This is a genomic window from Enterobacter sp. R4-368 (assembly GCF_000410515.1).
Lineage (GTDB): Bacteria > Pseudomonadota > Gammaproteobacteria > Enterobacterales > Enterobacteriaceae > Kosakonia.
In genome coordinates this window covers 2612528-2638682 of the sequence record NC_021500.1, presented here as the reverse complement: position 1 = coordinate 2638682, position 26155 = coordinate 2612528, and the positions used below count along the sequence as shown (strand labels likewise).

Sequence of the window (26155 nt, the reverse complement as noted above, 5' to 3'; positions counted from 1 at the left end):
TTTACCTGGCCTTTAATTTGTTATGGGTAACGTCAGTATTTCTGGCAGCCGCTGAAAATTCCCGAAAGAGGAAGGAGCGAGCTGCGGCACCGTTGCGGCTGACATCCATTGCTAAAAATTGTAGTCGGATGTTTTTTAAGTTGTCGGTGCTGGCAGGAATGATACGGGTAACATCCACGAAAAGAGAATCACTCTGGCGATCTAAATGTAAGATCTGAGACATGCGTCATATTAACGCCAGGAAACTAAACAGGTATGAAAAGAGAAATGTGGGCGGGGAGATACGGGTAACACAGGATTAACGTTGTAGACCCGGCAAGCAGAACGCCGCCGGGCAATCTACAGCAGAAAGCAGGCTTAGTAGTAAGAGTGCTCGCCGCGCTGGTGTTCGGTCAGATCGCGCACACCTTTCAGTTCCGGGAACTCGGTCAGCAACTGCTTTTCGATACCCTCTTTCAGCGTCACGTCGACCATGGAGCAACCGTTACAGCCGCCGCCAAACTGCAGAATGGCGTAGCCTTCATCGGTGATCTCCATCAGCGAAACACGGCCGCCGTGGCCGGCTAACTGCGGGTTGATTTGCGACTGCAGCAAATACTCAACGCGCTCCATCAGCGGCGCGTCGTCGGACACTTTACGCATTTTTGCGTTCGGCGCTTTCAGCGTCAGCTGGGAACCCAACTGGTCGGTGACAAAATCGATTTCCGCATCTTCCAGATACGGCGCGCTCAGCTCATCGACATAGGCAATCAGTTGTTCAAATTTCAGCGCGGTGTCGGTGGCTTCAACCGCGTCCGGCGGGCAATAAGAGACGCCACACTCAGCGTTGGGCGTGCCTGGGTTAATCACAAATACGCGGATTTGTGTCCCTTCTTCCTGATTTGCCAGCAGTTTGACAAAGTGCGCTTGGGCAGCGTCGGAAATACGGATCATAGCAATGGCCTAATAGTTGACTATTTTACTTGGTTATAATACGCCCATCATCGAGGGTCTACAAGGTTCGACACAGGCACCAGACCTGAACAGTTGCTGCGCCGCTGCGTAATAGCAGCCGGGTGATTTCCGCAACGGTGCTGCCGGTCGTGACGACATCATCCACCACGACGATATGGAGACCGGCAACGGGCAATTCAAGACGAAAGGCATTTTTCAGGTTCTCCTTGCGCAAACGGGCATTGAGTTGATGCTGCACAGGCGTTGCCCGCACCCGGCGTAGAGCGCCGGAAGAGTATGGGCATTGCAACCAATGCGCCAGCGCCCGGCACAGGAGATCGCTTTGATTAAAGCCTCTGCGCCACTGGCGACGCGCATGTAGCGGTACGCTGAGGATAATATCCGGCGTCTGCCAGTTTCCGCTGCGGCGTGCGTTTAATACGGCTAACAGCAGCAGACGGGCCAGCGCGCGGGCGATTTCCGGGCGAGGCATAAATTTAAACTGCTGCACCAGCGGACTAAGCGGTGGTGCATAACGGCTGACGGCAATCAGCCGCTGCCAGGGCGGCGGTTTTTGCAGACAGCGCCCGCAGGCAATGTCGTCGCGAGCGGCGGGTAAACCGCACAAAGGGCAAACTTTTTCGCGCACTTCCATGGCGCGCGTGCAGCCGGAACAGACTCCCCACTGGCTCAGCATCAATGGCATTCGACATAGCCAGCATAAGCCTGGCACTGTTAGCATGTGCCACCTCCTTGTGTGAAAGAAGAGAACGATAGCTGATGAAGAACATCTGGTGGCAAACCAAAGGCGAAGGAAATTGTCATCTTGTGCTGCTGCACGGATGGGGGCTGAATGCGCAGGTCTGGGATTGCATTACACCGGAACTGAGTTCGCAATTTACGCTGCATTTAGTGGATCTGCCGGGCTATGGCAGAAGTGAAGGGTTTGGCGCGCTGGCGCTGCAACAGATGGCGGATATCGTGTTATCTCACGCGCCAAAAAAGGCGATATGGCTGGGCTGGAGCCTGGGCGGGCTGGTGGCGAGCCAGATTGCGTTGCAATCACCTGAACGCGTCAGTGCGTTGGTTACGGTTGCTTCATCGCCCTGTTTTAGCGCGCAGGGCGATTGGGCGGGTATCAAGCCTGAGGTGCTGGCCGGTTTTCAACACCAATTGAGTGAGGATTTTCAGCGTACCGTTGAGCGTTTCCTGGCATTGCAGACGCTCGGCACCGAAACTGCAAGGCAGGATGCGCGCGAGCTGAAAAACGCGGTGTTGTCGCTTCCGATGCCGCCAACGGAAGTGCTGAACGGCGGGCTGGAGATTTTAAAAACGGTAGATTTACGCGAAGCACTGAGTGGACTGACGCTGCCGTTTTTACGTATGTATGGCCGTCTTGACGGACTGGTGCCGCGTAAAATCGTTCCGTTACTGGATGATATGTGGCCGCAGAGCGAGTCGTTGATTTTCCCGAAAGCGGCACATGCGCCGTTTGTTTCCCATCCTGCCGCGTTCTGCGAGGCGTTGCTGGCGCTGAAAGCCAGGCTTGTTTAACGCAGCGCCCACCACTCGCGAGAGCAGGCGCTTTTCCCTTCCGGGCACTGCTTGCAGCTACCGGTTAAACAACCGGTAGCCTCTTCCTGAATACGCACGGCTTTACCCATGGCTTCCATGCGAGCGAGCATGGCGTCGATCATCGCGCGCGGCGTATGCAGCGCGGCGCTCAGTTGCTGAGCCTCCATCCGGCCTTGCAATGCCAACAAATCACGCACTTCAATTAACGACGCCATCGTTGTTGTTCCTTAGTGACAATCGCCCGCCGGGCTGTCGCAGCAGCTGGCGACGGTTTTACGCGTTGCCAGCAGGCTGACATCCACCCGGCTTCTGGCGCGACGAAGGGCGCTAATTACCACCACGTTAAACAGCAGAACCGCCAGAATACAGGTCAGGCTGTAGACCGGGTGCTCGCTGAAGGTCGCCGTCTGGTAAAAGAGCGTGGCGAGCGAGTAAGCGATATTCAGCCCCCACAGCACCGAGAAGCCCATCCAGCCACGGCTGGATTCGCGGGCGATAGCGCCCATCGCGGTGATACACGGTACGTAAAGCAGCACAAAAATCAGGTAGCTGTAAGCGGCTGCCGCACTGCCGAATTTTTCGCTCATTACGCCCATGGTACCGGTCGCCATTTCGCCATCGCCTTTGCTGGCTTCGATTGGGTTAGCCAGTACGCTCAGGCTAAACGTCTCTTTCACGCTTTTCGCCGTATCTTCCAGAGCGGCAATCAGCTCACCCGTCAGGCTGAATTCCGCCGGGTTAAAGGCTTCCTGCTCAATATTTTCCGCGGTGTAAAGTGAGTTCAGCGTACCGACGACCACCTCTTTCGCCATTGCTCCCGTGACAAGACCCACGGTGGCTTGCCAGTGGTCACCATGCACGCCAATCGGCTCCAGCAGCGGGGTAAAGACGCGGCTGACTGAGGCCAGTGCAGATTCATCAATTTTGTGTACGGTACGACCATCCAGCGAGAAGCTGTTCATCGCGCTGAGGAAAATGCTGACGATGATAATCACTTTACCCGCGCGGATGACAAAGCCTTTCAGACGCTGCCAGGTTTGCAGCAACAGGCTTTTCAGATGCGGCACGTGATACACCGGCAGTTCCATCACAAACGGCGATGCTTCGCCGCGCAGCAGCGTATGTTTCAGCACCAGTCCGGTAAGGATCGCCATCACGATACCAATCACATACAGCGAGAAGACGGTGAGCGCTCCTTGCTGGCCGAAAAAGGCGGCAGCGAAAACTGCGAAAATGGCCAGACGCGCACCACAGGACATAAACGGCGCCATCATGATGGTTATCAAGCGCTCACGCGGCGCGTCTAATGTACGTGCGCCCATCACTGACGGTACGTTACAGCCGAAACCGACAATCAGCGGTACGAAAGATTTGCCCGGCAGCCCCAGCGATTGCATCAGACGATCCATCACAAACGCGGCGCGCGCCATATAACCGGAGTCCTCAAGAAAAGACATAAACAGGTACATCATGCCGAGCTGCGGCACCAGCGGCAGCACGGTATTCACGCCGCCACCAAGCCCTTGTGCGAGGAATACGGTCAGCCATTCCGGGAAGTGCAGCGTATAACCCAGCCACTGAATACCGTGAATGAAGATCGCGACTGAACCTGCGTCGAAAATCGGCTGGAACGCGCCGCCGATGTTAATCGCGAACAGGAACATCAGATACATGACGAACAAAAAGATCGGCAACCCTAAAAAGCGGTTAATGATGATGCGATCAACCGCGGCGGTGAACTGGCTTGGCTCAGCGGTGAGCGTGTTGCTGACGGTATCGCAAATCGCCGCAATCGATTGATAACGCGCATCAGCAATATGCAACGCAGGGTCGTCCATTTCCGCTCCCAGGCGAGCGAGCGAGGCAGCCAGTTGCTGTTCGTTTACGCCAGAATTGGCGCGGCTGTAGATATCACCTTCCAGCATTTGCAGGCCCATCCAGCGACGTTGCTGCAACGGCACATCATCGGCCATTTGCTGCGCCAGCGCGTCTGCTTCGCGGGAAAGGGGTTGGGCGTAATGCACCAGTTCAACGTTGTCGTTGTGTTGGTGACGATCGACAGCCATTTTTAGCGCTTCAATCCCGCGACCACGCGTGGAAACCAGCGGGATTACCGGGCAGCCAAGGCGCGCGGCAAGACCATCGATATCAATACGGACTTTCTGTTTTTCCGCGATATCCAGCATGTTGAGGGCGATAATGCACGGCACGCCCAGCTCCAGCAATTGCAGCGTCAGGTAAAGGTTGCGCTCAAGATTGGAGGCATCGACCACGTTGATCACCAGATCGGCGTCACCGCTTAAAATGTAGTGGCAGGCGATTTGCTCATCGAGCGACGTTTGCGCGGAAATGGTAGTGAGCGAATAGGTGCCGGGAAGATCGACCAGCGTCACCTGGTGGTCGGTCGTGTTGAACTGTCCCTCTTTGCGCTCAACGGTTACGCCGGACCAGTTTCCCACCCGCTGACGTGCGCCGGTGAGCTGATTAAATAACGTTGTCTTGCCAGAATTAGGGTTACCAATTAAGCCAATGGTCAATTTTTTCATTTTTACTTAGCACTCTTTGTAACAACTGGCTGATTAACGAGATACCGCTTCCAGTTCAAGGAACGCGAGATCTTTTTTCCGTAACACTAAATTAACGCGGCGGGTTTCAATATGAATAGGGTCACCCAAAGGGGCGACGCGCACCACATTAAAAGAGGAGCCGGGCAACATCCCTAATGACAGAAGTTTCTGTCGCCAGGCCGGACTTATTTCTTGGGAGAAACCGGTAATTTTCCACGCACTGTCTGGAGAGAATTGCATAGAGCCTACTTATTTACGCTGCGAGCCAAGAGTTTCCACGCGCCGTCTGGCGCACTGTTCATCATCGAAGGAGTGGAGAAATAATCTACTGATCCAATGATAATGAGAATAGTTTTTATCATCAATCATAAAAATGCGTTTGCCGGGGGCAGAAATGAGAATTTGATTCTCTTTTGACGTAGCTCAAAAATTTGTTGGGTTGTGTATTACCAGCGCAAAACGAGAAAATATTACCGCCAGGCTAAAAAGGTAATTTTTATTTTACAAAGTTAATTCGCGTTTAATGTTTGTAATATGCGCCGCGCAAGGAAAATAACGCCGATGCCGATTGTGTAATTAAATACAGGCAGTGATTAGTTAATAATTTTGAATAGTAAATAACAGCTGAAATAACAAGTTAATTGCTTTTCGTTCATCATTTGACAGATTTAATCTGGACTTTTTCGAACGTGTTTGCAAAAAATACCCCTCCCGGTGAAGGGAGGGGTAAAGATTAACGTTTTTTACCCATTGCCGCAGCGAGTGCATCCATCATTGCACTGTTGCCGCCTGGCTGGTTGTCGCGACCGCGTGGCGCTTTCGCCGGACGAGCCGCGTTGCGGTTCGCGTTATCGCGATTGCTCGTGTTACCACTCCCTCGACGGGAATTGGTCTCGCCTGGCTGCTCGTCCAGACGCATGGTCAACGCGATTCGTTTGCGCTGTAAATCCACTTCCAGCACTTTGACCTTCACGATATCGCCCGCTTTCACCACGGTATGCGGATCTTCGACGAACTTATCCGCCAGCGATGAAATATGCACCAGACCATCCTGATGCACGCCGATATCAACGAAGGCGCCAAAGTTCGTCACGTTGGTGACCGCGCCTTCAAGCACCATGCCCGGTAGCAGGTCATTCATCGTTTCCACGCCTTCGGCAAAGGTCGCGGTTTTAAACTCCGGACGCGGATCGCGGCCTGGTTTTTCCAGCTCTTTGATAATGTCGGTAACAGTCGGCACACCAAACTGCTCATCGGTAAAATCGCTGGCTTTCAGCTTGCGCAACTCCGCGCTATTGCCCATCAGATCGCGCAGTGACTGCTCGGTTGCCGCCAGAATACGTTCAACCACCGGGTAGGTTTCCGGGTGAACGGTGGAGGCGTCCAGCGGGTTGTCGCCGTGGTTAATACGCAGGAAGCCCGCGCACTGCTCAAAGGCTTTCGGCCCCAGACGGCTCACTTTCAGCAACTGCTGGCGGTTCTGGAACTGACCATTTTCATCGCGCCAGGCGACAATATTCTGCGCCATCATGCGGGTTAAACCGGCGACGCGCGTCAGCAGCGGCACAGAGGCGGTATTCAGGTCGACGCCAACAGCGTTCACGCAATCCTCCACAACTGCATCCAGTTTGCGCGCCAGTTGCGTCTGGCTGACATCGTGCTGGTACTGGCCGACACCGATAGATTTCGGATCGATTTTCACCAGCTCCGCCAGCGGATCTTGTAAGCGGCGGGCAATAGAGACCGCACCGCGCAGTGAAACATCCAGATCCGGGAATTCGAGCGCCGCCAGTTCGGAAGCGGAATAAACCGATGCGCCCGCTTCGCTGACAATCACTTTCTGCGCGGTCACGTTCGGAAACTGTTTCTGCACATCGAGGTAGAAGCGTTCTGTTTCGCGCGAGGCGGTGCCGTTACCAATCGCCACCAGTTCAACATTGTGTTTTTCACACAGCGCTGCGACGGCTACCGCCGCTTTTGCCGCTTGCCCGGTATGCGGATAGATCGTGTCGGTGGCGACCAGTTTGCCGGTGGCATCCACCACTGCGACTTTCACACCGGTACGCAAACCCGGATCAAGACCCATCGTGGCGCGCAGCCCGGCAGGGGCGGCCATCAGCAGATCTTGCAGGTTACGGGCGAAAACATTGATGGCTTCGTCTTCCGCGCGTTCGCGCACGGTGCCCATCAGCTCCGTTTCCAGATGCATCAACACTTTGATACGCCACGTCCAGCTCACCACGCCTTTACGCCAGCTGTCCGCTGGCGCGTTGTTCAGGCGCAGGCCGAGGTGGTCGATAATAATTTGCTCGCAGTGGCTCTCTTTTGGCGGCTCATCAAACTGCGGATCGGCGTTCAGCGCCAGTTGCAGCACACCTTCGTTACGCCCGCGAAACATCGCCAGCGCGCGGTGCGAAGGGACAGTCGAAATCGGTTCGTGATGATCGAAATAGTCGCGGAATTTCGCGCCTTCATCCTCTTTGCCGCTAACCACGGTGGAGACGAGATGGGCGTTTTTCCACAAATAGTCACGCACTTTTGCCAGCAACGCGGCATCTTCCGCGAAGCGTTCCATCAGGATATAGCGCGCGCCATCCAGTGCCGCTTTGCTGTCGGCGACGCCTTTGTCGGCATCGACAAACGTTGCGGCCAGCGTTTCCGGATCTTGCGACGGGTCATTCCAGAGGGAATCTGCCAGCGGTTCCAGCCCTGCTTCAATGGCGATTTGCCCGCGCGTGCGGCGTTTTGGTTTGTACGGCAGGTAGAGATCTTCAAGCTCGGTTTTGCTCAGCGTACCGTTAATGGCTTTTGCCAGCTCATCGCTGAGTTTGCCCTGTTCGCCAATCGATTTCAGAATCGCCTGGCGGCGCTCTTCCAGCTCGCGCAGATAACCAAGGCGGGTTTCGAGCTGACGCAATTGCGTGTCGTCCAGACCGCCGGTGACCTCTTTACGATAGCGCGCGATAAACGGCACTGTGTTCCCTTCATCAAGCAGGCGAACGGCGGATTCCACCTGTTCGGTTCGTGCCTGAAGTTCACCCGCAATAATGCGGCAGAGCGAATCATTCATCATGTCATTTCATCTTCTGAACAAAAATCAGGGGATAGTTATACGGACTGGCATCGCAAAATGCCAGCCGCACAGGGCTTCTCAGACGGTTCTGGGGGCTATTTCACGTATTCAATTTGATTGACGTACCAGGTTGCTTCACCGCCGGGCGTTTGCACTACCGCCACGTCGCCTTCCTCTTTCTTGAGCAGGGCGCGCGCCATCGGCGAATCGATAGAGATGTAATCTTTGCGACCGAAAATTTCGTCATAACCCACAATGCGAAAACGCAATGTATCGCCGTCGTCGTTTTCGATTTCCACCCAGGCGCCAAAAAAGATTTTGCCTTCCTGCTGAGGGGAGTAATCAACGATTTTGAGATTTTCCAGGCATTTGGTGAGATAGCGTACGCGGCGGTCTATCTCGCGCAGGCGCTTTTTGTTGTACTGATAATCGGCGTTTTCGCTGCGGTCGCCGAGGCTGGCCGCCCAGGTGACTTTTTTGGTGACTTCCGGGCGCTCCTGACGCCAGAGAAAATCGAGTTCCTGCTTCAGTTTTTCATAACCTTCGCGGGTAATCAGGGGCGTTTTCATTCTTGGGCCTTATTTCCGTGACGTTCTTGCCTGCACACACGTTACAAACGCGATAGTGTAAGGTGCAGATTAATCATGCTTTCTGTGATGACATATGCATATAAGCTGCTGTTAAATATGCTTTGTAACAATTTCGACTAGAATGTATACCAGATTTCGCTGGTCGTGAACGCGCACTTTTCTAGAATACGGAAACATTATTGTCGGAACCTTTGGGAGTATAAACAATGCAAGAGAATTATAAGATTCTGGTCGTGGATGACGACATGCGCCTGCGCGCATTGCTTGAGCGTTACCTTACCGAGCAGGGCTTCCAGGTTCGCAGCGTGGCTAACGCTGAGCAGATGGATCGTCTGTTAACCCGTGAATCTTTCCATTTGATGGTGCTGGATCTGATGCTGCCAGGCGAAGATGGCCTCTCTATCTGCCGCCGTTTGCGCAGCCAGAGCAACCCGATGCCGATTATTATGGTGACGGCGAAAGGCGAAGAAGTGGACCGCATTGTGGGTCTGGAAATTGGTGCCGACGATTATATTCCCAAACCGTTTAATCCGCGTGAGCTGCTGGCGCGTATTCGTGCTGTGCTGCGCCGCCAGGCGAATGAACTGCCGGGCGCGCCGTCTCAGGAAGAAGCGGTAATTGCGTTTGGTAAGTTCAAACTGAATCTTGGTACGCGCGAAATGTTCCGCGAAGATGAACCGATGCCGCTGACCAGCGGTGAATTCGCGGTGCTGAAAGCACTGGTGAGCCATCCGCGTGAGCCGTTATCGCGCGATAAGTTGATGAACCTGGCGCGCGGGCGTGAATACTCGGCGATGGAGCGTTCTATTGACGTGCAGATCTCGCGCTTGCGTCGCATGGTGGAAGAAGATCCGGCGCACCCGCGCTATATCCAGACCGTTTGGGGCCTTGGTTACGTTTTTGTACCGGACGGCTCTAAAGCATGATGCGAGTGCGTTTCTCGCCGCGCAGTTCTTTTGCCCGCACCCTGTTACTTATCGTCACCTTGCTGTTCGCCAGCCTGGTGACGACCTACCTGGTGGTGCTGAACTTCGCCATTCTGCCCAGCCTCCAGCAGTTTAATAAGGTTCTCGCCTACGAAGTGCGTATGTTGATGACCGATAAACTGCAACTGGAGGACGGCACGCAGCTGGTGGTGCCTCCGGCGTTTCGCCGTGAGATTTACCGCGAGCTGGGCATTTCGCTTTACTCCAACGAGGCCGCAGAAGACGCCGGTCTGCGTTGGGCGCAGCATTACGAATTCTTAAGTCAGCAAATGGCGCAGCAGCTTGGCGGCCCGACCGAAGTGCGCGTTGAGGTGAATAAAAGCTCACCGGTGGTGTGGCTGAAAACCTGGCTGTCGCCCAATATCTGGGTGCGCGTACCGCTGACCGAAATTCATCAAGGGGATTTCTCCCCGCTGTTCCGCTACACGCTGGCGATTATGCTGCTGGCGATAGGCGGTGCCTGGTTGTTTATCCGCATTCAGAACCGACCACTTGTTGACCTGGAACACGCCGCGCTGAAGGTGGGGAAAGGGCATATTCCGCCGCCGCTGCGTGAATATGGCGCGTCGGAAGTGCGCTCGGTTACCCGCGCCTTTAACCAGATGGCCGCCGGGGTGAAGCAGCTTGCCGACGATCGCACGTTATTGATGGCGGGCGTCAGCCACGATCTGCGTACGCCGCTCACGCGTATTCGCCTGGCGACGGAGATGATGGCGGAAGAAGATGGCTATCTCGCTGAATCCATTAATAAAGATATTGAAGAGTGCAACGCGATTATCGAGCAGTTTATCGATTATCTGCGTACCGGGCAGGAAATGCCGATGGAAGTGGCCGAACTGAACGCGGTGCTTGGGGAAGTCATCGCGGCAGAAAGTGGCTACGAGCGTGAAATCGATACCGGGTTGAAAGAGAGCGAGATTTTCGTGCGTATGCACCCGCTTTCCATTAAACGCGCGGTTGCCAATATGGTGGTTAACGCGGCGCGCTACGGCAATGGCTGGATCAAAGTCAGCAGCGGTACCGAGCACAATCGCGCCTGGTTCCAGGTTGAAGATGACGGCCCGGGCATCAAACCGGAGCAGCGCGAACATCTGTTCCAGCCGTTTGTCCGCGGTGACAGCGCGCGCAGCACCAGCGGTACGGGCCTGGGGCTGGCAATCGTGCAGCGTATTGTGGATAACCATAACGGCATTCTTGAATTGGGTACCAGCGAGCGGGGCGGGCTCTGTATCCGCGCCTGGCTGCCGATCCCGATTGCCCGGCTGAGCGGGCAGAATAAAGAAGTGTAAAAAAACCCGCCATCTGGCGGGTTTTGTTTCTCTTGCGTAGCCAAATTACACTTTTGGCCCGGCGCTGACTAACGCGGCACCGGCGGCGGTATCGGTGTACTTCTCGAAATTTTCAATAAACAACGTTGCCAGCTGCGTGGCTTTCTCCTGCCACTGCTCTGCAGACGCGTAGGTATTGCGCGGGTCGAGAATGCGCGTATCTACGCCCGGCAGCGAAGTCGGGATGGCCAGGTTGAACATCGGCAGGGTAAAGGTTTCCGCATCGTCCAGCGAGCCATTAAGGATCGCGTCGATAATCGCCCGCGTATCCTTGATAGAGATGCGTTTACCGGTGCCGTTCCAGCCGGTATTGACCAGATACGCCTGCGCGCCTGACGCCTGCATTCTTTTCACCAGAACTTCCGCATATTGCGTTGGATGCAGTGATAAAAACGCGGCACCAAAACAGGCCGAGAAGGTGGGTGTCGGCTCGGTGACGCCGCGTTCGGTTCCGGCAAGTTTAGCGGTAAAACCGGAAAGGAAATGGTACTGCGTCTGGCTGGCGGTCAGGCGTGAAACCGGCGGCAGCACGCCGAACGCATCTGCCGTCAGGAAGATAACTTTCGTGGCGTGGCCTGCTTTGGAGACCGGTTTTACGATGTTCTGAATATGGTAAATCGGGTACGACACCCGGGTGTTTTCCGTTTTCGACGCATCATCATAATCAATGCTGCCGTCGGCGCGGACGCTGACATTTTCCAGCAGCGCATCGCGACGGATGGCGTGGAAGATATCCGGTTCAGCCTCTTCCGAAAGCCGAATAGTTTTGGCGTAGCAACCGCCTTCGAAGTTGAAAACGCCGTCATCATCCCAGCCGTGTTCATCGTCGCCAATCAGGCGGCGTTTCGGGTCGGTGGAGAGGGTGGTTTTGCCGGTACCGGAAAGCCCGAAGAACACGGCAACATCGCCTTTTTCACCGACGTTTGCTGAACAGTGCATTGAGGCGATGCCCTGTAACGGCAGCAGGTAGTTCATGATTGAGAACATACCTTTCTTCATCTCGCCGCCGTACCAGGTTCCGCCAATCAACTGGATGCGTTCGGTGAGATTAAAGGCGACAAAGTTTTCCGAGTTGAGACCTTGCTCTTGCCATTGTGGGTTGGTGCATTTCGCGCCATTCATCACGATAAAGTCTGGCGTAAAGCTTGCCAGCTCTTCTTCGGTCGGGCGAATGAACATGTTCTTCACGAAGTGCGCCTGCCAGGCCACTTCGGTGATAAAACGCACCGAGAGACGCGTGTCCGGGTTTGCGCCGCAAAAGGCGTCAATAATAAACAGACGCTTGCCGGAAAGCTGCCTGGTGACCAGGCCTTTTAGATGTTGCCAGACCTCAGGCGAGATCGGCTTGTTGTCGTTCTTGCCTTTGCCTTTATCGGACCACCACACGGTATCGCGGGTGGTGTCATCACGCACAATATACTTATCCTTCGGCGAACGGCCGGTAAAAATACCGGTGTCGACGGCGACAGCACCAGAATTCGTCAGTACACCACGCTCATATCCTTCCAGGTCTGGACGGAGCTCCTCCTGATACAGCGTATCGTAATCGGGGTTGTAGACGACATCCTGAACATCGTTGATACCATAAGCCTTGAGATCCTGCGGGGTTAAGCTCTTAACGCGCATGTCACTGCTCCTTAGCCAATATGTACTGCCTGAAATTGTAGGGTTGTTTTTTACCCGCTTACCGGGACGAGGCTCATAGAATTACCTAACTCGACAAACCCAGACTGACGGAAAACACTGTGATTGTGGTCACGTAACGAGACGGATTATGGCAAAAATAGTCTCATTTATGGGGTAAATGTTCCAAAAATGGCGTAAGACGACATTTTTAACCGCGGCTTTGTGACTGTAATCGCTTTCATGAAAGTAAGTTACGTAACACTTTCATTGAGGATTTTAGCGGAAACGTGACGAGTCATGCAAAAGCGCCGCCCGCAGGCGGCGTGAGGAAGGATGTTTAGTGCACCTGTGGATCGGCAGGGGAGGCGTTGTTGCGGATCTCGGCAATATCCATCGCGTTAAACAGATAGTGGTTGCCGCAATAGTCGCAGTGCATATCGATTTCGCCCTCTTCAGCGAGGATGCTATCCACTTCTTCGTCCGGCAGTGTCTTCAGCGCACCCGCGCAGCGTTCGCGCGAGCAAGTGCATTTGAATTCCACATCTTGCGGATCGTACAGCGTGACTTCTTCTTCGTGATACAAGCGCCACAGCACATCTTCCGCCGCCAGCGTCAGCAACTCTTCCGCTTTGATGGTTTCCGTCAGCACGGCCAGATGCTCAAAATCTTCGGCCTGCGTTTCCTGTGCCGGTAATACCTGCAGCAGCATGCCGCCCGCCGCGGGTTGGCCATCGACCTCGCCGGTGCGGATAAACAAGCGCGTTGGCAACTGCTCTGAACGCATAAAGTAATCTTCCAGACAAGCCGCCAGCGTATCACCTTCAAGACCCACAACGCCCTGATAACGCTCGCCCTCTTCCGGCGTAATGGTGATAACCAAATAGCCGTTACCCACCAGCGTTTTCAGATCCGCATTTTCCGGCACATCGCCCTGAACACGCGCCACACCGCGCATTTGCTGGCGATTGTTACCGTTGATCACCGCCAGGCTCATCGGGCCGTCACCCTGCAACTGCACGGTGATATCACCGGCAAATTTCAGCGTTGCAGTCAGCAGGCTGGTAGCAACCAGCAACTCGCCGAGCACCGTTTTTACCGGCAGCGGATAGTTGTGGTTTTCGAGGATCTGTTTCCAGGTATGGGAAACGGTCACCAGCTCGCCGCGAACAGCGTAGTTTTCAAAAAGGTAGCGGTGTAATTGGTCTTGAATGGCCATGATTATCTCTCTTGCGGGTGAGCGTTATTCGCTGTCACCCAATTTAAATTTTATAAGATCGCGACGTTCTTTCTTATCCGGGCGGCGATCGGGGTGGGGCATGGTGAGCGCGTTAAGTTTGCGGGCCAGCGCCATTTTTTCGCGTTTCTCAATGCTTTCTGCCGTCTCTTCATACAGCTCGACAGCTTCATTTGCCGGTCGGCGCTGCTCCGTAATGCCTTTAATGATCACGGTTCGCTCATCATTTCCCTGACGCAGCGTGAGTGTAGCGTTCAGCTCGACGATTTTACTCGGCTTGCTGCGCTGCCCGTTGTAATGCACTTTGCCGCCGTCAACCATTTCGCGGGCAAGGGCGCGAGTTTTATAAAAACGCGCGGCCCACAGCCACTTATCCAGACGAACCTCTTGCGCAGGCTGCTGTTTCATCACATCTCCTTGAGAAGCGAGGGGATCATGCCGCGGTAGTCATTAGTGCCTGGATGGCGCAGATAACGTTTTTCCGCAAGCCCGGAATCCGGGTTGGTGACGCCCAGGCAATAGCGGATGCCAAATTTCGCCGCCGCATCAAGAATCGGTTCGCTGTCATCGATAAACAGCGTCCGTACAGGATTAAGCCCGGTTTCCTGCGCGACAGCCTGCCACAGGCGCTGATCCTCTTTCGGATAACCAAATGTATGGGTGGAAAGCAATAAATCAAGGTGCGACGCAAGACCCGTGTGCTCAAGTTTGACCGCCAGATTATGCGGGTGCGCATTGGTCAGTAAAATGCGGCGTTTACCGCTTTTTTGTAACGCATCCAGAAACGGCACCGTATCTTCACGCAGCACCGCGCGCGGCCCCTGCTGGGTGGTCATGGCGCAAATATCCAGGCCCAGGCGTTCGCTCCAGTAATCCAGACAGTACCAGTTTAGCGTATGCTGCACGGCGTGATACTCCTGACGGAGAACGTTCTGCGCTTCTTCTGGCGTTAAGCCTTGTTTGACGCCAAAGGTTTCCGGCACCAGTTTTTGCCAGAAGAAGTTATCAAACGCGAGATCGAGAAGCGTGCCGTCCATATCCAGCAAAACGGTATCGACGTCCTGCCATGCGATATCAAGGTGCATTAAAAACTCCAGCCAGAGAAAACGTGCGCGACAGGTTAACACAGCTCGCACGACAGATCGTTAGCTGCTGAGGCTATCCTGGGTGGGCAGAAACTGGGGGTTCAGACAGCTTGCGTAATACTGCTGAATCTCTTCGATACGTGTGCGATTGCGCTGGTAACGCCGAAGCGCCAGCACACCGTTGTAAAGGCTGCAAATCACCATCGCGACCAACAGAAGTGTGGTTCCCGCATAACGCCACAGGCCGCTGGCATCCGGCATGCGGTGCAGGCTGATGTGCCTGGTGCCGTTGGCATCGGTATAGATATTGGTAATGATCCCTTCCGCGCGAAACGGCGTCTGCATCAGCATTTGCGCCAGCCGCTGAAATTCCTTCCATTGTTCCTGCGCAGGGTAGTCATACAGCGCAATCGGCGGCCAGGGTTGATCAACCAGCTCGCTACCTTCTTCACTGCTAATCACAAAACCGCCCGGTGCCGGGCTGTTCAGCGACTGCGCGGCGCGGGTCGTTTCCCGCATAATGAACGGCGCGGTGGAGGTGGTAACCAGATTATCCAGCGACTCGGCACTTACCGGGCGCAGCAAAACGTTCACGCCGGTGAGTTTCCCGTCGCTGGCGCGTTTGGTCAGAGTTTCCCAGTCTTTACTGTTTCCGAGGTTGACCAGCGCGTTTTTCAACCTCAAACACTCATCCTGGGCGGCACACAAATCTTGAGTTTTCAGTACGATATCGGCGAAATCATCCAGCAGCACCATGCCGGATTTCTGAATGGCTGAGCGCAACACCGGGCTCACGCGGGAATCTTCTTCGGTAGTGGGGTGAAGCTGGCGGCTGACCGCCTGAGCAAGCGCGGTGGCTTTGTTCACAATATCGGATTCTGGCAACGGCAGGGGTGGGGCGTTGTTCCAGATAATTTGCGAGCAGTCGAACGGCGTAAACGGCGACGTCTGGCGCGAGGTCCAGTTATTTTGCATGTGAATATTACACATGCCGGTACCGCTGATGCGCAACGTGTCACCAATCCGCAACCCGGCAGCTTCAAGCTGATTCACACTGCTCGCTTCAACGGTCTGCGCGCCTTTAATCCACGACACGGTAAATTTGATCGGCATATCCAGCGGCACCCAAATCAACAACATCGCCAGCACCACCAGCGAACCGATAGAAATGACGGCGCTGCGCACCCAGTGCTGCAGCGGGAAATTTTTCACTTCATCGTGCAGGGAGAGAAAACGCCCCTGGCGCACAACGTGGCGATCGAGGTAGATATCAATATCGGTTTGCTGGCCCAAATCCTGTGTGACGAAGGGCTGCCAGTGACGCGGATAAATCAGGTCGATAATACCTAACGAGATATTATTCATTTGCTCCTGATTATTCTCACCGAACAGCCCCCAGCGCTTTGGCGTGCCACGCAGACAATGAATCTCCCGCAGTGTGTTTTTAGCCGGTGGCGCATATAACCCCCAGAGCCCGGCAGCAAGCAACATCACACCGCCGCCCGCCAGCCACGGGATAAAGACATCGGGCGAGGCCAGACAGAAGAAAAACAGTAAAAACGAGACCGAAATCAGCAGCGCTTCGCGCATGCCGTCCGGGCGGCTTAATGCATATTCTTCCGATGTTTCCCGGCGAATATTCAGCAGCTCAATTTGCTCGCTTTCTTCGCCACGGATGGCGGATTGACTCGACGAGACGCGTTCCAGTTCACCGCCGCGCTCTTCGCTCATGTATTCGCTAAGCGTATGCCCGTTAAGCGAAATAACCAGCGGCATTGAGTCGGTGCGGATCAGTTCAACATTGTTCTCGTCGGTAATGTACTGCTCCCATGAAGGGGGCAAGTGCACTTCGACGGAATCAAGGTAGTAGCGCCATTTATTCGGGGCGTCAGTGGTGATGCCATAGCGGGTGATCGGGTGCGTGACATACAGCACCGTGTTGCTATGTGCGTTAAGGCTGATGGAGACAGGGGCGGCAGTCGCGCCCGTCGGGGCGAGATTGTTTTGCGTGCGGGAGAGCGTTTCCAGATAGCGTTCCGCCGTTTCACGCTCTTCAGGTGTTAATTTACGGGTAGTCGCGCCGGTGAATGCCTGCAAATAAGGCAGTCGATACCGACGTTGCGACCTGAACCTGAAAATCCATCCGGCGAGGAATGCGCAGGCCAGCATAGCAGCGAAAAAAATCAAAATGGTGCTCATGCTTTCCCCATCTTACTTTTTCTAACAGGTGTAGTCAGTTGCACCCTTCCCGTAACAATCTAATGTGGTTGGCCTTTTAAGCAAGCAATTAACTTGAGTATTTTTAAGCGCATACCAATGTCAAAGAGAATAGCAAAACCACCCTAACGGGAATATCAGCAAATTCTTAGTTTTATTTCAAGCTATTGACTTTTGGGTTAAATTGGGAATTGATTTCGAAGAGGTTGCAGGAATGTAAATTAGCGGCAAAGTACATTGCCCAAACAGTGCGTAGTGTCGCACAATAACGAAAGTTTCTCTGCAAAGACCGATAATAATGAGCGAATCATTGCAAAAACCCACCATTCTTAACGTAGAAACGGTCGCGTCTTCACGACTTTTTAACGTAGAACGTGTGGATCTGGAATTCAGTAACGGCGTGCGCCGTGTTTATGAACGTATGCGCCCCTCTACGCACGAAGCCGTGATGATTGTGCCAATTGTTGACGATCACCTGATCCTGATCCGCGAATATGCGGTTGGCACTGAATCTTACGAACTGGGATTTTCCAAGGGTCTTATCGATCCGGGTGAGAGTATATACGAAGCGGCGAACCGTGAACTAAAAGAAGAAGTCGGATTTGGCGCAAAAGAGCTTACTTTTCTGAAAAAACTCAGTATGGCGCCTTCTTACTTCTCCAGCAAAATGAACATTATCGTGGCAGAAGATCTCTATCCGGAGTCGCTGCCGGGTGATGAACCAGAACCGCTACCGCAGGTACGCTGGCCGCTGAAGCATTTGATGGACCTGCTGGAAGATCCTGATTTCAACGAAGCCCGCAATGTCAGCGCGCTGTTTTTGGTTCGCGAATGGCTAAAAGGCCAGGGGCGGCTCTGAACGCACAAAAGAATAAATGAAAAGGGCGCATTCGCGCCCTTTTTGCTGTCTGTCAGCCGGGACAAGCCCGGCGCCGAGTTAAAACAGCTCGTGAGACTCACCGTTATCCATTAACGTGGTGCCCACTTCATGGACGGCTTGCTGCGTTGGCTGCGTCCCTTCGATAAAGTACTCCTGGCGGCTGCTACCACCGTTCGCCAGTTGGCCGGTGCTGCGGTCGATATTCACCGTCACTATGCCTGGCGGCGGGGTTAATGGCTCTTCAGGAACCCCATCCAGCACGACTTTCATATACGCATCCCAGGCAGGTTGTGCGCTTTTCGCGCCGCCTTCGTAGCCGGAAATCTGATCTTTAATCGCGCCGGAGGCGGTAGTACGCCCCAAATCCCTGCGATGATCGTCAAAGCCGATCCAAACGGAGGTCACCACACCCGGGCCATAACCCGAGAACCAGGCATCTTTCGAACTGTTCGTGGTCCCGGTTTTACCGCCAATATCATTGCGTTTGAGATCGCGACCTGCGCGCCAGCCTGTGCCCTGCCAGCCGGGCTCGCCAAAGATGTTACTGTTCAGCGCGCTTTTGATCAAAAACGACAGCGGGGTGCTGATAACATGTGGCGCGTACTCTTCGGCACCGCTTCTTTGCACCAGCGCCTGATTGGCTTGCTCAAGCTGCGGCTGCGGTACTGCTGCGTTCTGCTGCTCTTGTGAGGTGGCGACGTTTTCCATGTCTTTGTTTTCCAGCACGTTCGATTTCGGCGTATCGCCGTAAATCACCGGAATATCACAATCGGCACAGGCGATTTTCGGACGTACTTCAAACAGCACATTGCCCTGATCGTTTTCGATTTTGGTAATGAAATACGGATCGATCAGGAAACCACCGTTCGCCATCACCGAATAACCGCGGGCAACCTGCATGGGTGTAAAGGAAGCAGAGCCCAGCGCCAGTGATTCGGTGTGAACAATGTTTTGCGCCGGGAAGCCGAAACGCTGCAGATATTCCGCCGCGTAATCCACACCCATTGCACGCATTGCACGCACCATCACCACGTTTTTAGACTGCCCCAAACCCTGGCGTAAACGAATCGGACCGGCATACTCGTCCGGCGAGTTTTTTGGTCGCCAGTCGGAGCCTGCGCCCGCGTCCCAGCGGGAAATTGGCGCATCATTCAGAATGCTCGCCAGCGTCAGGCCCTTATCCATTGCTGCGGTGTAAAGGAACGGCTTGATGTTAGAACCCACCTGGCGCAGCGCCTGTGTCGCGCGGTTAAACTTGCTTTGGTTGAAATCGAAGCCGCCCACGAGCGCCAATACGGCGCCGTTACGTGGGTTGATGGAAACCAGCGCCGAGTTAACGTCCGGCACCTGTGCCAGCCACCACGCGTCATCCACCTGGCGAACCCAAATCTGCTGTCCGGCCTGCACCACGTCGGTGACTTTGCGCGGCGTTGCGCCTTGTTGCGTATCGGAACGATAAGGACGCGCCCAGCGCATGCCTTCCATGCGCAAAGAGACCGAGGTGCCATCGGCCATCATCGCCGTCGCTTCTTGCGGATTGGCACTGGTCACCACTGCTGGCGAGAGCGGGCCATAAGACGGCAGCGTTTTCAGGGAATCGGTGATTTTTTTACTGTCCCACGCCGCTTCGCCCACTTTCCACAACACATTCGACGGGCCGCGATAACCGTGGCGCATGTCGTAATCCATCACGTTATTACGTACGGCGGCCTGCGCGGCTTGCTGCACTTTGCGGGTGATAGTGGTGTAAACGCGGTAGCCATCTTCGTAGGCTTTATCGCCATAGCGATTGACCAAATCCTGGCGCACCATTTCGGAAAGGTAAGGCGCGGAAAAAGCGATTTCCGGCGCATGGTAATTGGCATCGATAGCTTCACCGCGCGCTTGATCATACTGCTGCTCGGTGATGTAGCCTTCGCTCTCCATACGTGCCAGCACCACATTGCGGCGCGCGGTAGCGCGATCAAGTGAATAGAGCGGGTTAAACGTAGACGGTGCTTTCGGCAGACCGGCAATCACCGCCATTTCACTCAGCGTTAACTGATCGACCGATTTCCCAAAGTACACCTGTGCTGCAGCGCCCACGCCGTACGCGCGGTAACCGAGGTAGATCTTATTGAGATAAAGCTCAAGGATCTCATCTTTGCTCAGCAACTGTTCAATGCGGATCGCCAGGAACACTTCTTTAAGCTTACGCATCAGCGTGCGTTCCGGACTTAAGAAAAAGTTACGTGCCAGCTGTTGGGTAATCGTACTTGCGCCCTGCGACGCACGTCCGGAAAACATCGCCACGCTGGCGGCGCGGAAAATCCCCACCGGGTCAACACCGTGATGTTCATAAAAACGGCTATCTTCCGTGGCGATAAACGCTTTAACCATTTCAGGCGGGATTTGATTCAACGTCAGCGGAATACGGCGTTTTTCACCATATTGCGCGATCAATTCGCCGTCAGCGCTATAGACCTGCATCGGAATTTGTAGCCGCACGTCTTTCAGCGTGGCGACGTCAGGTAGCTGTGGCTCAATATATTTGTACAGACCGTAAATCGAGCCTGCTCCCAGCAGAATGCAACATACTGCAAGGATGAATAAATACTTTACGAACTTCACTGGAGATTTCCCATTTAGAGTCATTTGGGCAGTTTATAAACAACCGCGCGGTAGTATAAAGGCAAGCCTGATGCATTGATATAGCGTCATCCAGCGAGACGATAAGGAGATCGGGAATTATGGCATTCAGGCACTGGCAAATTGGTTTGCATATTCAACAAGATGGCATCTTCATTGTCGCCCTTGCCGCCGGGCGTCGCGGCCAGGCGCTGCGCCGTTGGTGGCACCTTCCGCTATCCCCTGGCGTCGTGGTGCAGGGGCGAATAAAAGCGCCAGAAGAACTGCTCAATGTTTTGCGGCCCTGGCGGCAAACCCTACCGCAACGCCATTGCGTACGCATGGCATTTCCTGCGGGGCAAACCCTGCAAAAAAAGCTGCCGCGACCGGCAGTCACGCTGCGCGAACCTGCTTTAACAAGCTGGGTTTCGCAGGCAATGGCGCGTGAACTGGAGATGGCAGAAAACGATCTCTGTTTCGACTTCACCGAAGATGAACCCGGCAAAGCGTACGGCGTTACTGCTGCACAAAATAAAGATGTGGCGTCACTGCTGGAGATAGCACAGACATTATCCCTTCATCTTTCCTCTATTACCCCGGATGCCAGTGCATTACAGCCATTGTTACCCTGGCTTACTCCACCGGCTCGTTGTCTGGCCTGGGGTGATGAGCGCCAGTGGCTGTGGGCCACGAGAGAGAGCTGGGGACGACGTGCGCGCGAAGAGGCTGAAAATGCCGCCCGGCTTGCCGCCGTGCTTGGGCTGCCCGCAGACGAAATCGCGCAGTGTGGCGGGATGCCCGGAGGATTTGACTGCTGGAGCGCGGTCCCGTCGCGCCAGGCACCATTACCCGATAGCGGAGAACGCTACGCGATAGCGCTGGGACTGGCTGTTGCCAGGGGATACTGATGCAGCCCGTTGTGAATTTTCTCCCCTGGCGGCGTCAAAAGCGGTTGCGCTGCATTCGTCGCTGGTGCGCGGTTTTTATCGCAACAGCGGTGGTGATTGTGCCAGGCGGCGCATTATGGCGGGCATCCGCTGTGGCTGGTCTGCGCCAGGCCACGCTGTGGCAGCAATCTGATGCCGCCTTACTTGCAGGGTTGCACGCCGCCGAGCAGCCGTTGCAGCTTCGACACCAGCGCTGGCAGCAGGAGCAGGCGCAGCGATTACGGCTTCAGCGTACCGAAGCGTGGCGACAGACGTTGCTTACCCTGGCGGAAAATCTGCCTCCCAATGCCTGGCTTACTGCTTTGCGCTGGCAGCAAAACCAGCTTGAAATCACTGGCCTGGCCGGCTCTTTTAACGCATTAAACGAGCTTGAGCAACGGTTGCAGAAAACGGCAGGGTTTCAGCTACAACCCGCAGGCACCGTAGAGCGTGATGCGCAGGGGCGCTGGCAATTCCACTACCAACTGAACCGGGAGCGTGATGATGCTCAACCCTGATGTCTGGTTTGCTTTGTCACTACGAACGCGGGTGCTTTGTTGGCTACTCAGCTCACTTTGCGCGCTGGCACTTTTATGGTGGCTGGCGATAAGTCCAGTCAAAGAGACGCAAATGCGGCTGGTTGATCAACAACAGCAACAAAACACGAAACTGCGCGCGCAGTGGCAAAAGTTACATGCGCTGGTGCCGCCGTCAGAATCCGTGATCTTGCCGCAACGTCGGGCATTTAGCCCGCTGGATTTTCAGTCGCAGGGGCGCCAGCTTGCCCGCTGGCAGCCTGCTCATGGTGGTGGAGAGTTAGTGCTTGCGACCGGCTGGGAAGGCGTGGTTGAGACGTTTTCACTGCTAACGGCGAGCGGCATGCAGGTTCCTGCGTTTTCATTAATGGCCGGTGAAGGCGCGCTGAATTTTACGTTGCGAGTGGAGCAGGACAATGCGAATTAGTCGTCTGTTACTGGCCGCGCTGCTCAGCCTGTTTCTGTGCGGCATGCGCGACCCTTTCCAGCCACCACAGGATATCTGCCGAACCGCCCAGCTCAGCAACTGGCATTTTCACGGCGCGGTGGCGGGGGATCAACCGATAGGGATCGTGCGTGATACCACCGGGCGCTGGTATCGCCTTATTGTCGGCGAAACGCTGCCCACCGGATGGCGCGTTGTCGCCATTCACCAGGACGAAATGCTGATTGAGATTGGCGAAGAGTGCACACCAGCGCAATGGCGCTGGCAACGAGAAGGAACTCAACATGCGAAAATGGATAGCGAGCGCGATGCTCTTTAGCCTGCCGCTTGCCGGCGCGCAGACATCACGTGTCGTCACAATGACCGTCGACGACGTGCCTGTCACCCAGGTATTGCAGGCGCTGGTTGCGCTGGAGAAGCAGAACATGGTGATTTCACCTGAGGTCAGCGGCACGGTGTCGCTGAATCTCAAAGAGGTCCCCTGGCAGCAGGCGCTCCAAACCGTTGCCGCCAGTGCCGGATTAACGTTACACCAGCAGGGCAACATCTGGCAGGTCCATACGACGGCATGGCGGCAGCAAAAGCAGGCGGAGCAGGAGGCCGCTCAGCGCCAGCGCAAGCAGAATATACCCTTGCAAACACGCAGTTTTGTGTTGCGCTATGCCGACGCGGTAGAGCTGGCAAAAGCCGGAGAAAAACTGCTCAGCCCACAAGGGGCGATGACGGTTGATGTGCGGCTTAACCGGTTACTGGTGCGTGATAATAAAGAAGGGCTCGCCGCACTGGAAAAATGGGTCACGCAGATGGATCTACCGGTCGAGCAGGTAGAGCTGGCGGCTTATATCGTCACCATCAATGAAAAAAGCCTACGCGAGTTGGGGGTGAAATGGGGACTGGCGCAGGATAAACCCGCAGCGCGTGGGCGACTTAGCGGTGTTTCTGCCGATCTCTCGGTTCCGGATGCCAGTACGCGCGTGAGCTTTAATATCGGCAGTATCAACGCCCAACTGCTGGAGCTGGAGTTGTCAGCCCTTGAGCAAAAACAGCAGCTTGAAATTATCGCCAGCCCACGCTTGTTGGCTTCTCACCGCCAGCCGGCGAGTATTAAGCAGGGGAGCGAAATACCTTATCAGGTTGCCAGCGGCGATAGTGGCAGCACGGCGGTAGAATTTAAAGAGGCGGTGCTGGGGATGGAAGTTACACCGACGGTGCTGCCCGATAACCGTGTGCGGCTGAAGCTGCGCATTAGCCAAAATATGCCAGGCCAGGTGCTACAGCAAGCAGGGGGCGAGGCGATGGCGATTGACAAGCAGGAAATTGAAACGCAGGTAGAGGTTAAAAGCGGCGATACGCTGGCGCTTGGTGGGATCTTCTCACAAAAGAACTCCGCCGACAGGGCGCAGGTTCCTGGTTTAGGCTCAATTCCAGGTATCGGCAGGTTATTTCGCCAGGACGCCAAAGATAATGAGCGGCGCGAGCTGGTGGTGTTTATTACGCCCAGGTTGGCGGCGGTACATTAAATCTGCCGTAACTCCCCCTTTTTCAATGGAACTTGGTTCATGTGTTTGACGTGAGACATGATTTAGCTTACAAGGAGTACCGATTTGAGCGTCAGTGGTCTCCGTCGAACAATGAGCAGCATGAAGGATTGCGTGTTTATTCAGTTGCCAAACAAGCCGGAGTACTGAGATAATTTTCGATCTGACTCTCGCACTATCGCATATGAGGTTTCAGTTCATGTCCTGCTACGCCGAGTCTTTGCGAAGCGGGTTTATCATCAACGAATAGTCTTAGTAGTACCGAAAAAATGGCAGAGAAACGCAATATCTTTCTGGTTGGGCCTATGGGTGCCGGCAAAAGCACTATTGGGCGTCAGTTAGCTCAACAACTCAATATGGAATTTTACGATTCTGATCAAGAGATTGAGAAACGAACCGGAGCTGATGTGGGCTGGGTCTTCGATGTTGAAGGTGAAGAAGGCTTCCGCGATCGCGAAGAAAAAATCATCAATGAGCTGACGGAAAAACAGGGCATCGTACTGGCGACCGGCGGTGGCTCTGTGAAGTCTCGCGAGACCCGTAATCGTCTCTCCGCCCGTGGCGTAGTGGTTTATCTGGAAACCACTATCGAAAAGCAATTAGCTCGCACTCAACGTGACAAAAAACGCCCGCTTCTGCAGGTGGATACGCCGCCGCGCGAAGTACTGGAAGCGTTGGCCGACGAACGTAATCCGTTGTATGAAGAGATTGCCGACGTGACCATTCGCACCGACGATCAGAGTGCTAAAGTGGTGGCAAACCAGATTATTCATATGCTGGAAAGCAACTAATTCTGGCTTAATTCACACGCCTGCGGGTTTAAGCAACTAAGGTGGATGTCGCGTCATGGAGAGGATCACAGTCACTCTCGGGGAACGTAGTTACCCTATCACCATCGCGGCTGGTCTGTTTAACGATCCAGCTTCCTTCTCGCCCCTGAAGTCTGGTGATCAGGTTATGCTGGTCACCAATGAAACACTGGCTCCGCTCTATCTTGATAAAGTCCGCCATGTTCTTGAACAGGCTGGCGTGAAAGTGGATAGCGTGATTCTGCCGGATGGCGAGCAGTACAAAAGCCTTGCGGTGATGGACACGGTCTTTACCGCATTGTTGCAAAAACCCCATGGGCGCGATACCACACTGGTCGCGCTGGGTGGTGGAGTGGTGGGTGATTTGACCGGCTTCGCGGCCGCCAGCTATCAGCGCGGTGTGCGCTTTATTCAAGTGCCGACCACGCTCCTTTCTCAGGTTGATTCCTCTGTTGGCGGCAAAACAGCGGTGAACCACCCCCTCGGCAAAAACATGATCGGCGCGTTTTATCAGCCTGCGTCGGTGATTGTCGATCTTGATTGTCTGGCTACGCTTCCTGCCCGCGAATTATCGTCCGGCCTCGCGGAAGTGATCAAATACGGCATTATTCTCGACGGCGAGTTCTTTGACTGGCTGGAACAGAACATGGATGCGTTGCTGCGCCTTGATGGTCCGGCGATGGCGTACTGTATTCGCCGTTGTTGTGAGCTGAAAGCAGAAGTTGTTGCCACCGATGAGCGGGAAACAGGCTTACGTGCTTTACTGAATCTGGGGCATACCTTCGGCCACGCTATTGAAGCGGAAATGGGCTACGGGAACTGGTTGCACGGTGAAGCTGTCGCGGCAGGTATGGTGATGGCGGCGCATGCATCTGAACGTCTTGGCCAGTTCAGCAAAGCGGATACGCAGCGTATAAAAGCGCTGCTGAAACGCGCAGGTTTGCCGGTACAAGGCCCACAGGAGATGTCTGCGCAGGCTTATTTACCGCACATGATGCGCGATAAAAAAGTGCTGGCGGGAGAGATGCGTTTAGTGCTCCCGTTGGCAATAGGGAAGAGTGAAGTTCGCGGCGGAGTGCCGCACGACGTAGTACTTGGCGCTATTGCTGATTGCCAGCAGGCGTAACTATTAGAAAGGTCTGGTCACGCACCGCGTGGCGTTTAACTTCGGGCGGGATGCATGATGTGGCATACGCCTTT

The 26155-nt window shown here is 54.7% G+C and carries 25 protein-coding genes; 11 read left to right on the top strand and 14 right to left on the bottom strand.

Going from position 1 to position 26155, the window contains the following annotated elements; translation table 11 throughout:
* Window position 1: 1 nt before the first annotated feature.
* The 3 genes from H650_RS25750 to gntX all read right to left on the bottom strand — a co-directional run bounded on the left by H650_RS25750 (window position 2) and on the right by gntX (window position 1675).
* Window positions 2-223 carry a hypothetical protein gene (locus H650_RS25750; protein WP_147271695.1) on the bottom strand — a complete coding sequence of 74 codons (222 nt, stop codon included), beginning with the start codon at window positions 221-223 and terminating at the stop codon, window positions 2-4.
* A 134-nt stretch (window positions 224-357) separates the two neighbouring features.
* Window positions 358-933, bottom strand: coding sequence for a Fe-S biogenesis protein NfuA (gene nfuA / locus H650_RS12495; protein WP_017459535.1), 576 nt, complete (start codon window positions 931-933; stop codon window positions 358-360).
* 58 nt (window positions 934-991) lie between these two features.
* Complete coding sequence (gene gntX, locus H650_RS12490; RefSeq protein ID WP_044489512.1) at window positions 992-1675, bottom strand: DNA utilization protein GntX; 684 nt, start codon at window positions 1673-1675, stop codon at window positions 992-994.
* Window positions 1676-1713: 38 nt separating this feature from the next.
* On the opposite strand from gntX, the gene bioH reads away from it, so the two are divergent.
* The gene (gene bioH / locus H650_RS12485) at window positions 1714-2487 is read left to right on the top strand and encodes a pimeloyl-ACP methyl ester esterase BioH (protein ID WP_020455558.1); all 774 of its coding nucleotides are present in this window, start codon (window positions 1714-1716) and stop codon (window positions 2485-2487) included.
* Here bioH and feoC read toward each other — a convergent pair.
* From feoC to greB, 5 genes are all read right to left on the bottom strand, one after another.
* Window positions 2484-2723 (bottom strand): [Fe-S]-dependent transcriptional repressor FeoC, encoded by a 240-nt coding sequence (feoC, locus tag H650_RS12480; protein WP_020455557.1) that lies wholly within the window; start codon window positions 2721-2723, stop codon window positions 2484-2486. The genes bioH and feoC overlap by 4 nt on opposite strands.
* 12 nt (window positions 2724-2735) lie before the next feature.
* Complete coding sequence (gene feoB, locus H650_RS12475) at window positions 2736-5054, bottom strand: Fe(2+) transporter permease subunit FeoB (protein ID WP_020455556.1); 2319 nt, start codon at window positions 5052-5054, stop codon at window positions 2736-2738.
* A gap of 33 nt (window positions 5055-5087) precedes the next feature.
* A complete protein-coding gene (feoA, locus tag H650_RS12470) occupies window positions 5088-5315 on the bottom strand; it encodes a ferrous iron transporter A (RefSeq protein ID WP_017459530.1) in 228 nt (75 codons plus the stop codon).
* Between the two features lie 493 nt (window positions 5316-5808).
* Window positions 5809-8148, bottom strand: a complete 2340-nt coding sequence (locus H650_RS12465) for a Tex family protein (protein WP_020455554.1) — start codon at window positions 8146-8148, stop codon at window positions 5809-5811.
* Window positions 8149-8243: 95 nt separating this feature from the next.
* Entirely contained in the window at window positions 8244-8717 is a 474-nt protein-coding gene (greB, locus tag H650_RS12460) for a transcription elongation factor GreB (RefSeq protein WP_020455553.1), read from the bottom strand.
* 227 nt (window positions 8718-8944) lie between these two features.
* On the opposite strand from greB, the gene ompR reads away from it, so the two are divergent.
* Window positions 8945-9664 (top strand): osmolarity response regulator transcription factor OmpR, encoded by a 720-nt coding sequence (gene ompR / locus H650_RS12455; RefSeq protein WP_001157751.1) that lies wholly within the window; start codon window positions 8945-8947, stop codon window positions 9662-9664.
* Window positions 9661-11013, top strand: coding sequence for a two-component system sensor histidine kinase EnvZ (gene envZ, locus H650_RS12450; RefSeq protein ID WP_020455552.1), 1353 nt, complete (start codon window positions 9661-9663; stop codon window positions 11011-11013). The genes ompR and envZ overlap by 4 nt, the downstream gene beginning before the upstream one ends.
* A gap of 45 nt (window positions 11014-11058) precedes the next feature.
* On the opposite strand, the gene pckA is transcribed toward envZ, so the two are convergent.
* From pckA to H650_RS12425, 5 genes are all read right to left on the bottom strand, one after another.
* Entirely contained in the window at window positions 11059-12678 is a 1620-nt protein-coding gene (pckA, locus tag H650_RS12445; RefSeq protein ID WP_020455551.1) for a phosphoenolpyruvate carboxykinase (ATP), read from the bottom strand.
* A gap of 337 nt (window positions 12679-13015) precedes the next feature.
* Window positions 13016-13894, bottom strand: coding sequence for an Hsp33 family molecular chaperone HslO (hslO, locus tag H650_RS12440; RefSeq protein WP_020455550.1), 879 nt, complete (start codon window positions 13892-13894; stop codon window positions 13016-13018).
* Window positions 13895-13918: 24 nt separating this feature from the next.
* Entirely contained in the window at window positions 13919-14320 is a 402-nt protein-coding gene (gene hslR / locus H650_RS12435) for a ribosome-associated heat shock protein Hsp15 (protein ID WP_020455549.1), read from the bottom strand.
* The gene (yrfG, locus tag H650_RS12430; RefSeq protein WP_044489747.1) at window positions 14320-14997 is read right to left on the bottom strand and encodes a GMP/IMP nucleotidase; all 678 of its coding nucleotides are present in this window, start codon (window positions 14995-14997) and stop codon (window positions 14320-14322) included. Before yrfG ends, hslR begins: the two co-directional genes overlap by 1 nt.
* A gap of 60 nt (window positions 14998-15057) precedes the next feature.
* Entirely contained in the window at window positions 15058-17196 is a 2139-nt protein-coding gene (locus H650_RS12425; RefSeq protein WP_020455547.1) for an intracellular growth attenuator family protein, read from the bottom strand.
* 316 nt (window positions 17197-17512) lie between these two features.
* Between H650_RS12425 and nudE the strand changes: the two genes are divergently transcribed.
* Entirely contained in the window at window positions 17513-18073 is a 561-nt protein-coding gene (nudE, locus tag H650_RS12420) for an ADP compounds hydrolase NudE (RefSeq protein ID WP_020455546.1), read from the top strand.
* Between the two features lie 78 nt (window positions 18074-18151).
* Here nudE and mrcA read toward each other — a convergent pair whose 3' ends face one another.
* The gene (mrcA, locus tag H650_RS12415) at window positions 18152-20704 is read right to left on the bottom strand and encodes a peptidoglycan glycosyltransferase/peptidoglycan DD-transpeptidase MrcA (RefSeq protein WP_020455545.1); all 2553 of its coding nucleotides are present in this window, start codon (window positions 20702-20704) and stop codon (window positions 18152-18154) included.
* A 119-nt stretch (window positions 20705-20823) separates the two neighbouring features.
* Here mrcA and H650_RS12410 point away from each other — a divergent pair, with 119 nt between their 5' ends.
* From H650_RS12410 to aroB, 7 genes are all read left to right on the top strand, one after another.
* A complete protein-coding gene (locus H650_RS12410) occupies window positions 20824-21609 on the top strand; it encodes a hypothetical protein (RefSeq protein ID WP_020455544.1) in 786 nt (261 codons plus the stop codon).
* Window positions 21609-22145: a PilN domain-containing protein gene (locus tag H650_RS12405; protein ID WP_020455543.1), complete on the top strand. Its 537-nt coding sequence runs from the start codon at window positions 21609-21611 to the stop codon at window positions 22143-22145. Before H650_RS12410 ends, H650_RS12405 begins: the two co-directional genes overlap by 1 nt.
* A complete protein-coding gene (locus H650_RS24250; protein WP_238328349.1) occupies window positions 22129-22590 on the top strand; it encodes a HofO family protein in 462 nt (153 codons plus the stop codon). The genes H650_RS12405 and H650_RS24250 overlap by 17 nt, the downstream gene beginning before the upstream one ends.
* Entirely contained in the window at window positions 22580-22927 is a 348-nt protein-coding gene (locus tag H650_RS12395; RefSeq protein WP_020455541.1) for a HofP DNA utilization family protein, read from the top strand. Before H650_RS24250 ends, H650_RS12395 begins: the two co-directional genes overlap by 11 nt.
* A complete protein-coding gene (hofQ, locus tag H650_RS12390; protein ID WP_071925237.1) occupies window positions 22893-24128 on the top strand; it encodes a DNA uptake porin HofQ in 1236 nt (411 codons plus the stop codon). Before H650_RS12395 ends, hofQ begins: the two co-directional genes overlap by 35 nt.
* 287 nt (window positions 24129-24415) lie before the next feature.
* Window positions 24416-24937 (top strand): shikimate kinase AroK, encoded by a 522-nt coding sequence (gene aroK, locus H650_RS12385; protein ID WP_017459852.1) that lies wholly within the window; start codon window positions 24416-24418, stop codon window positions 24935-24937.
* Between the two features lie 55 nt (window positions 24938-24992).
* The gene (gene aroB / locus H650_RS12380; RefSeq protein WP_044489511.1) at window positions 24993-26081 is read left to right on the top strand and encodes a 3-dehydroquinate synthase; all 1089 of its coding nucleotides are present in this window, start codon (window positions 24993-24995) and stop codon (window positions 26079-26081) included.
* The last annotated feature ends 74 nt before the right edge of the window (window positions 26082-26155 follow it).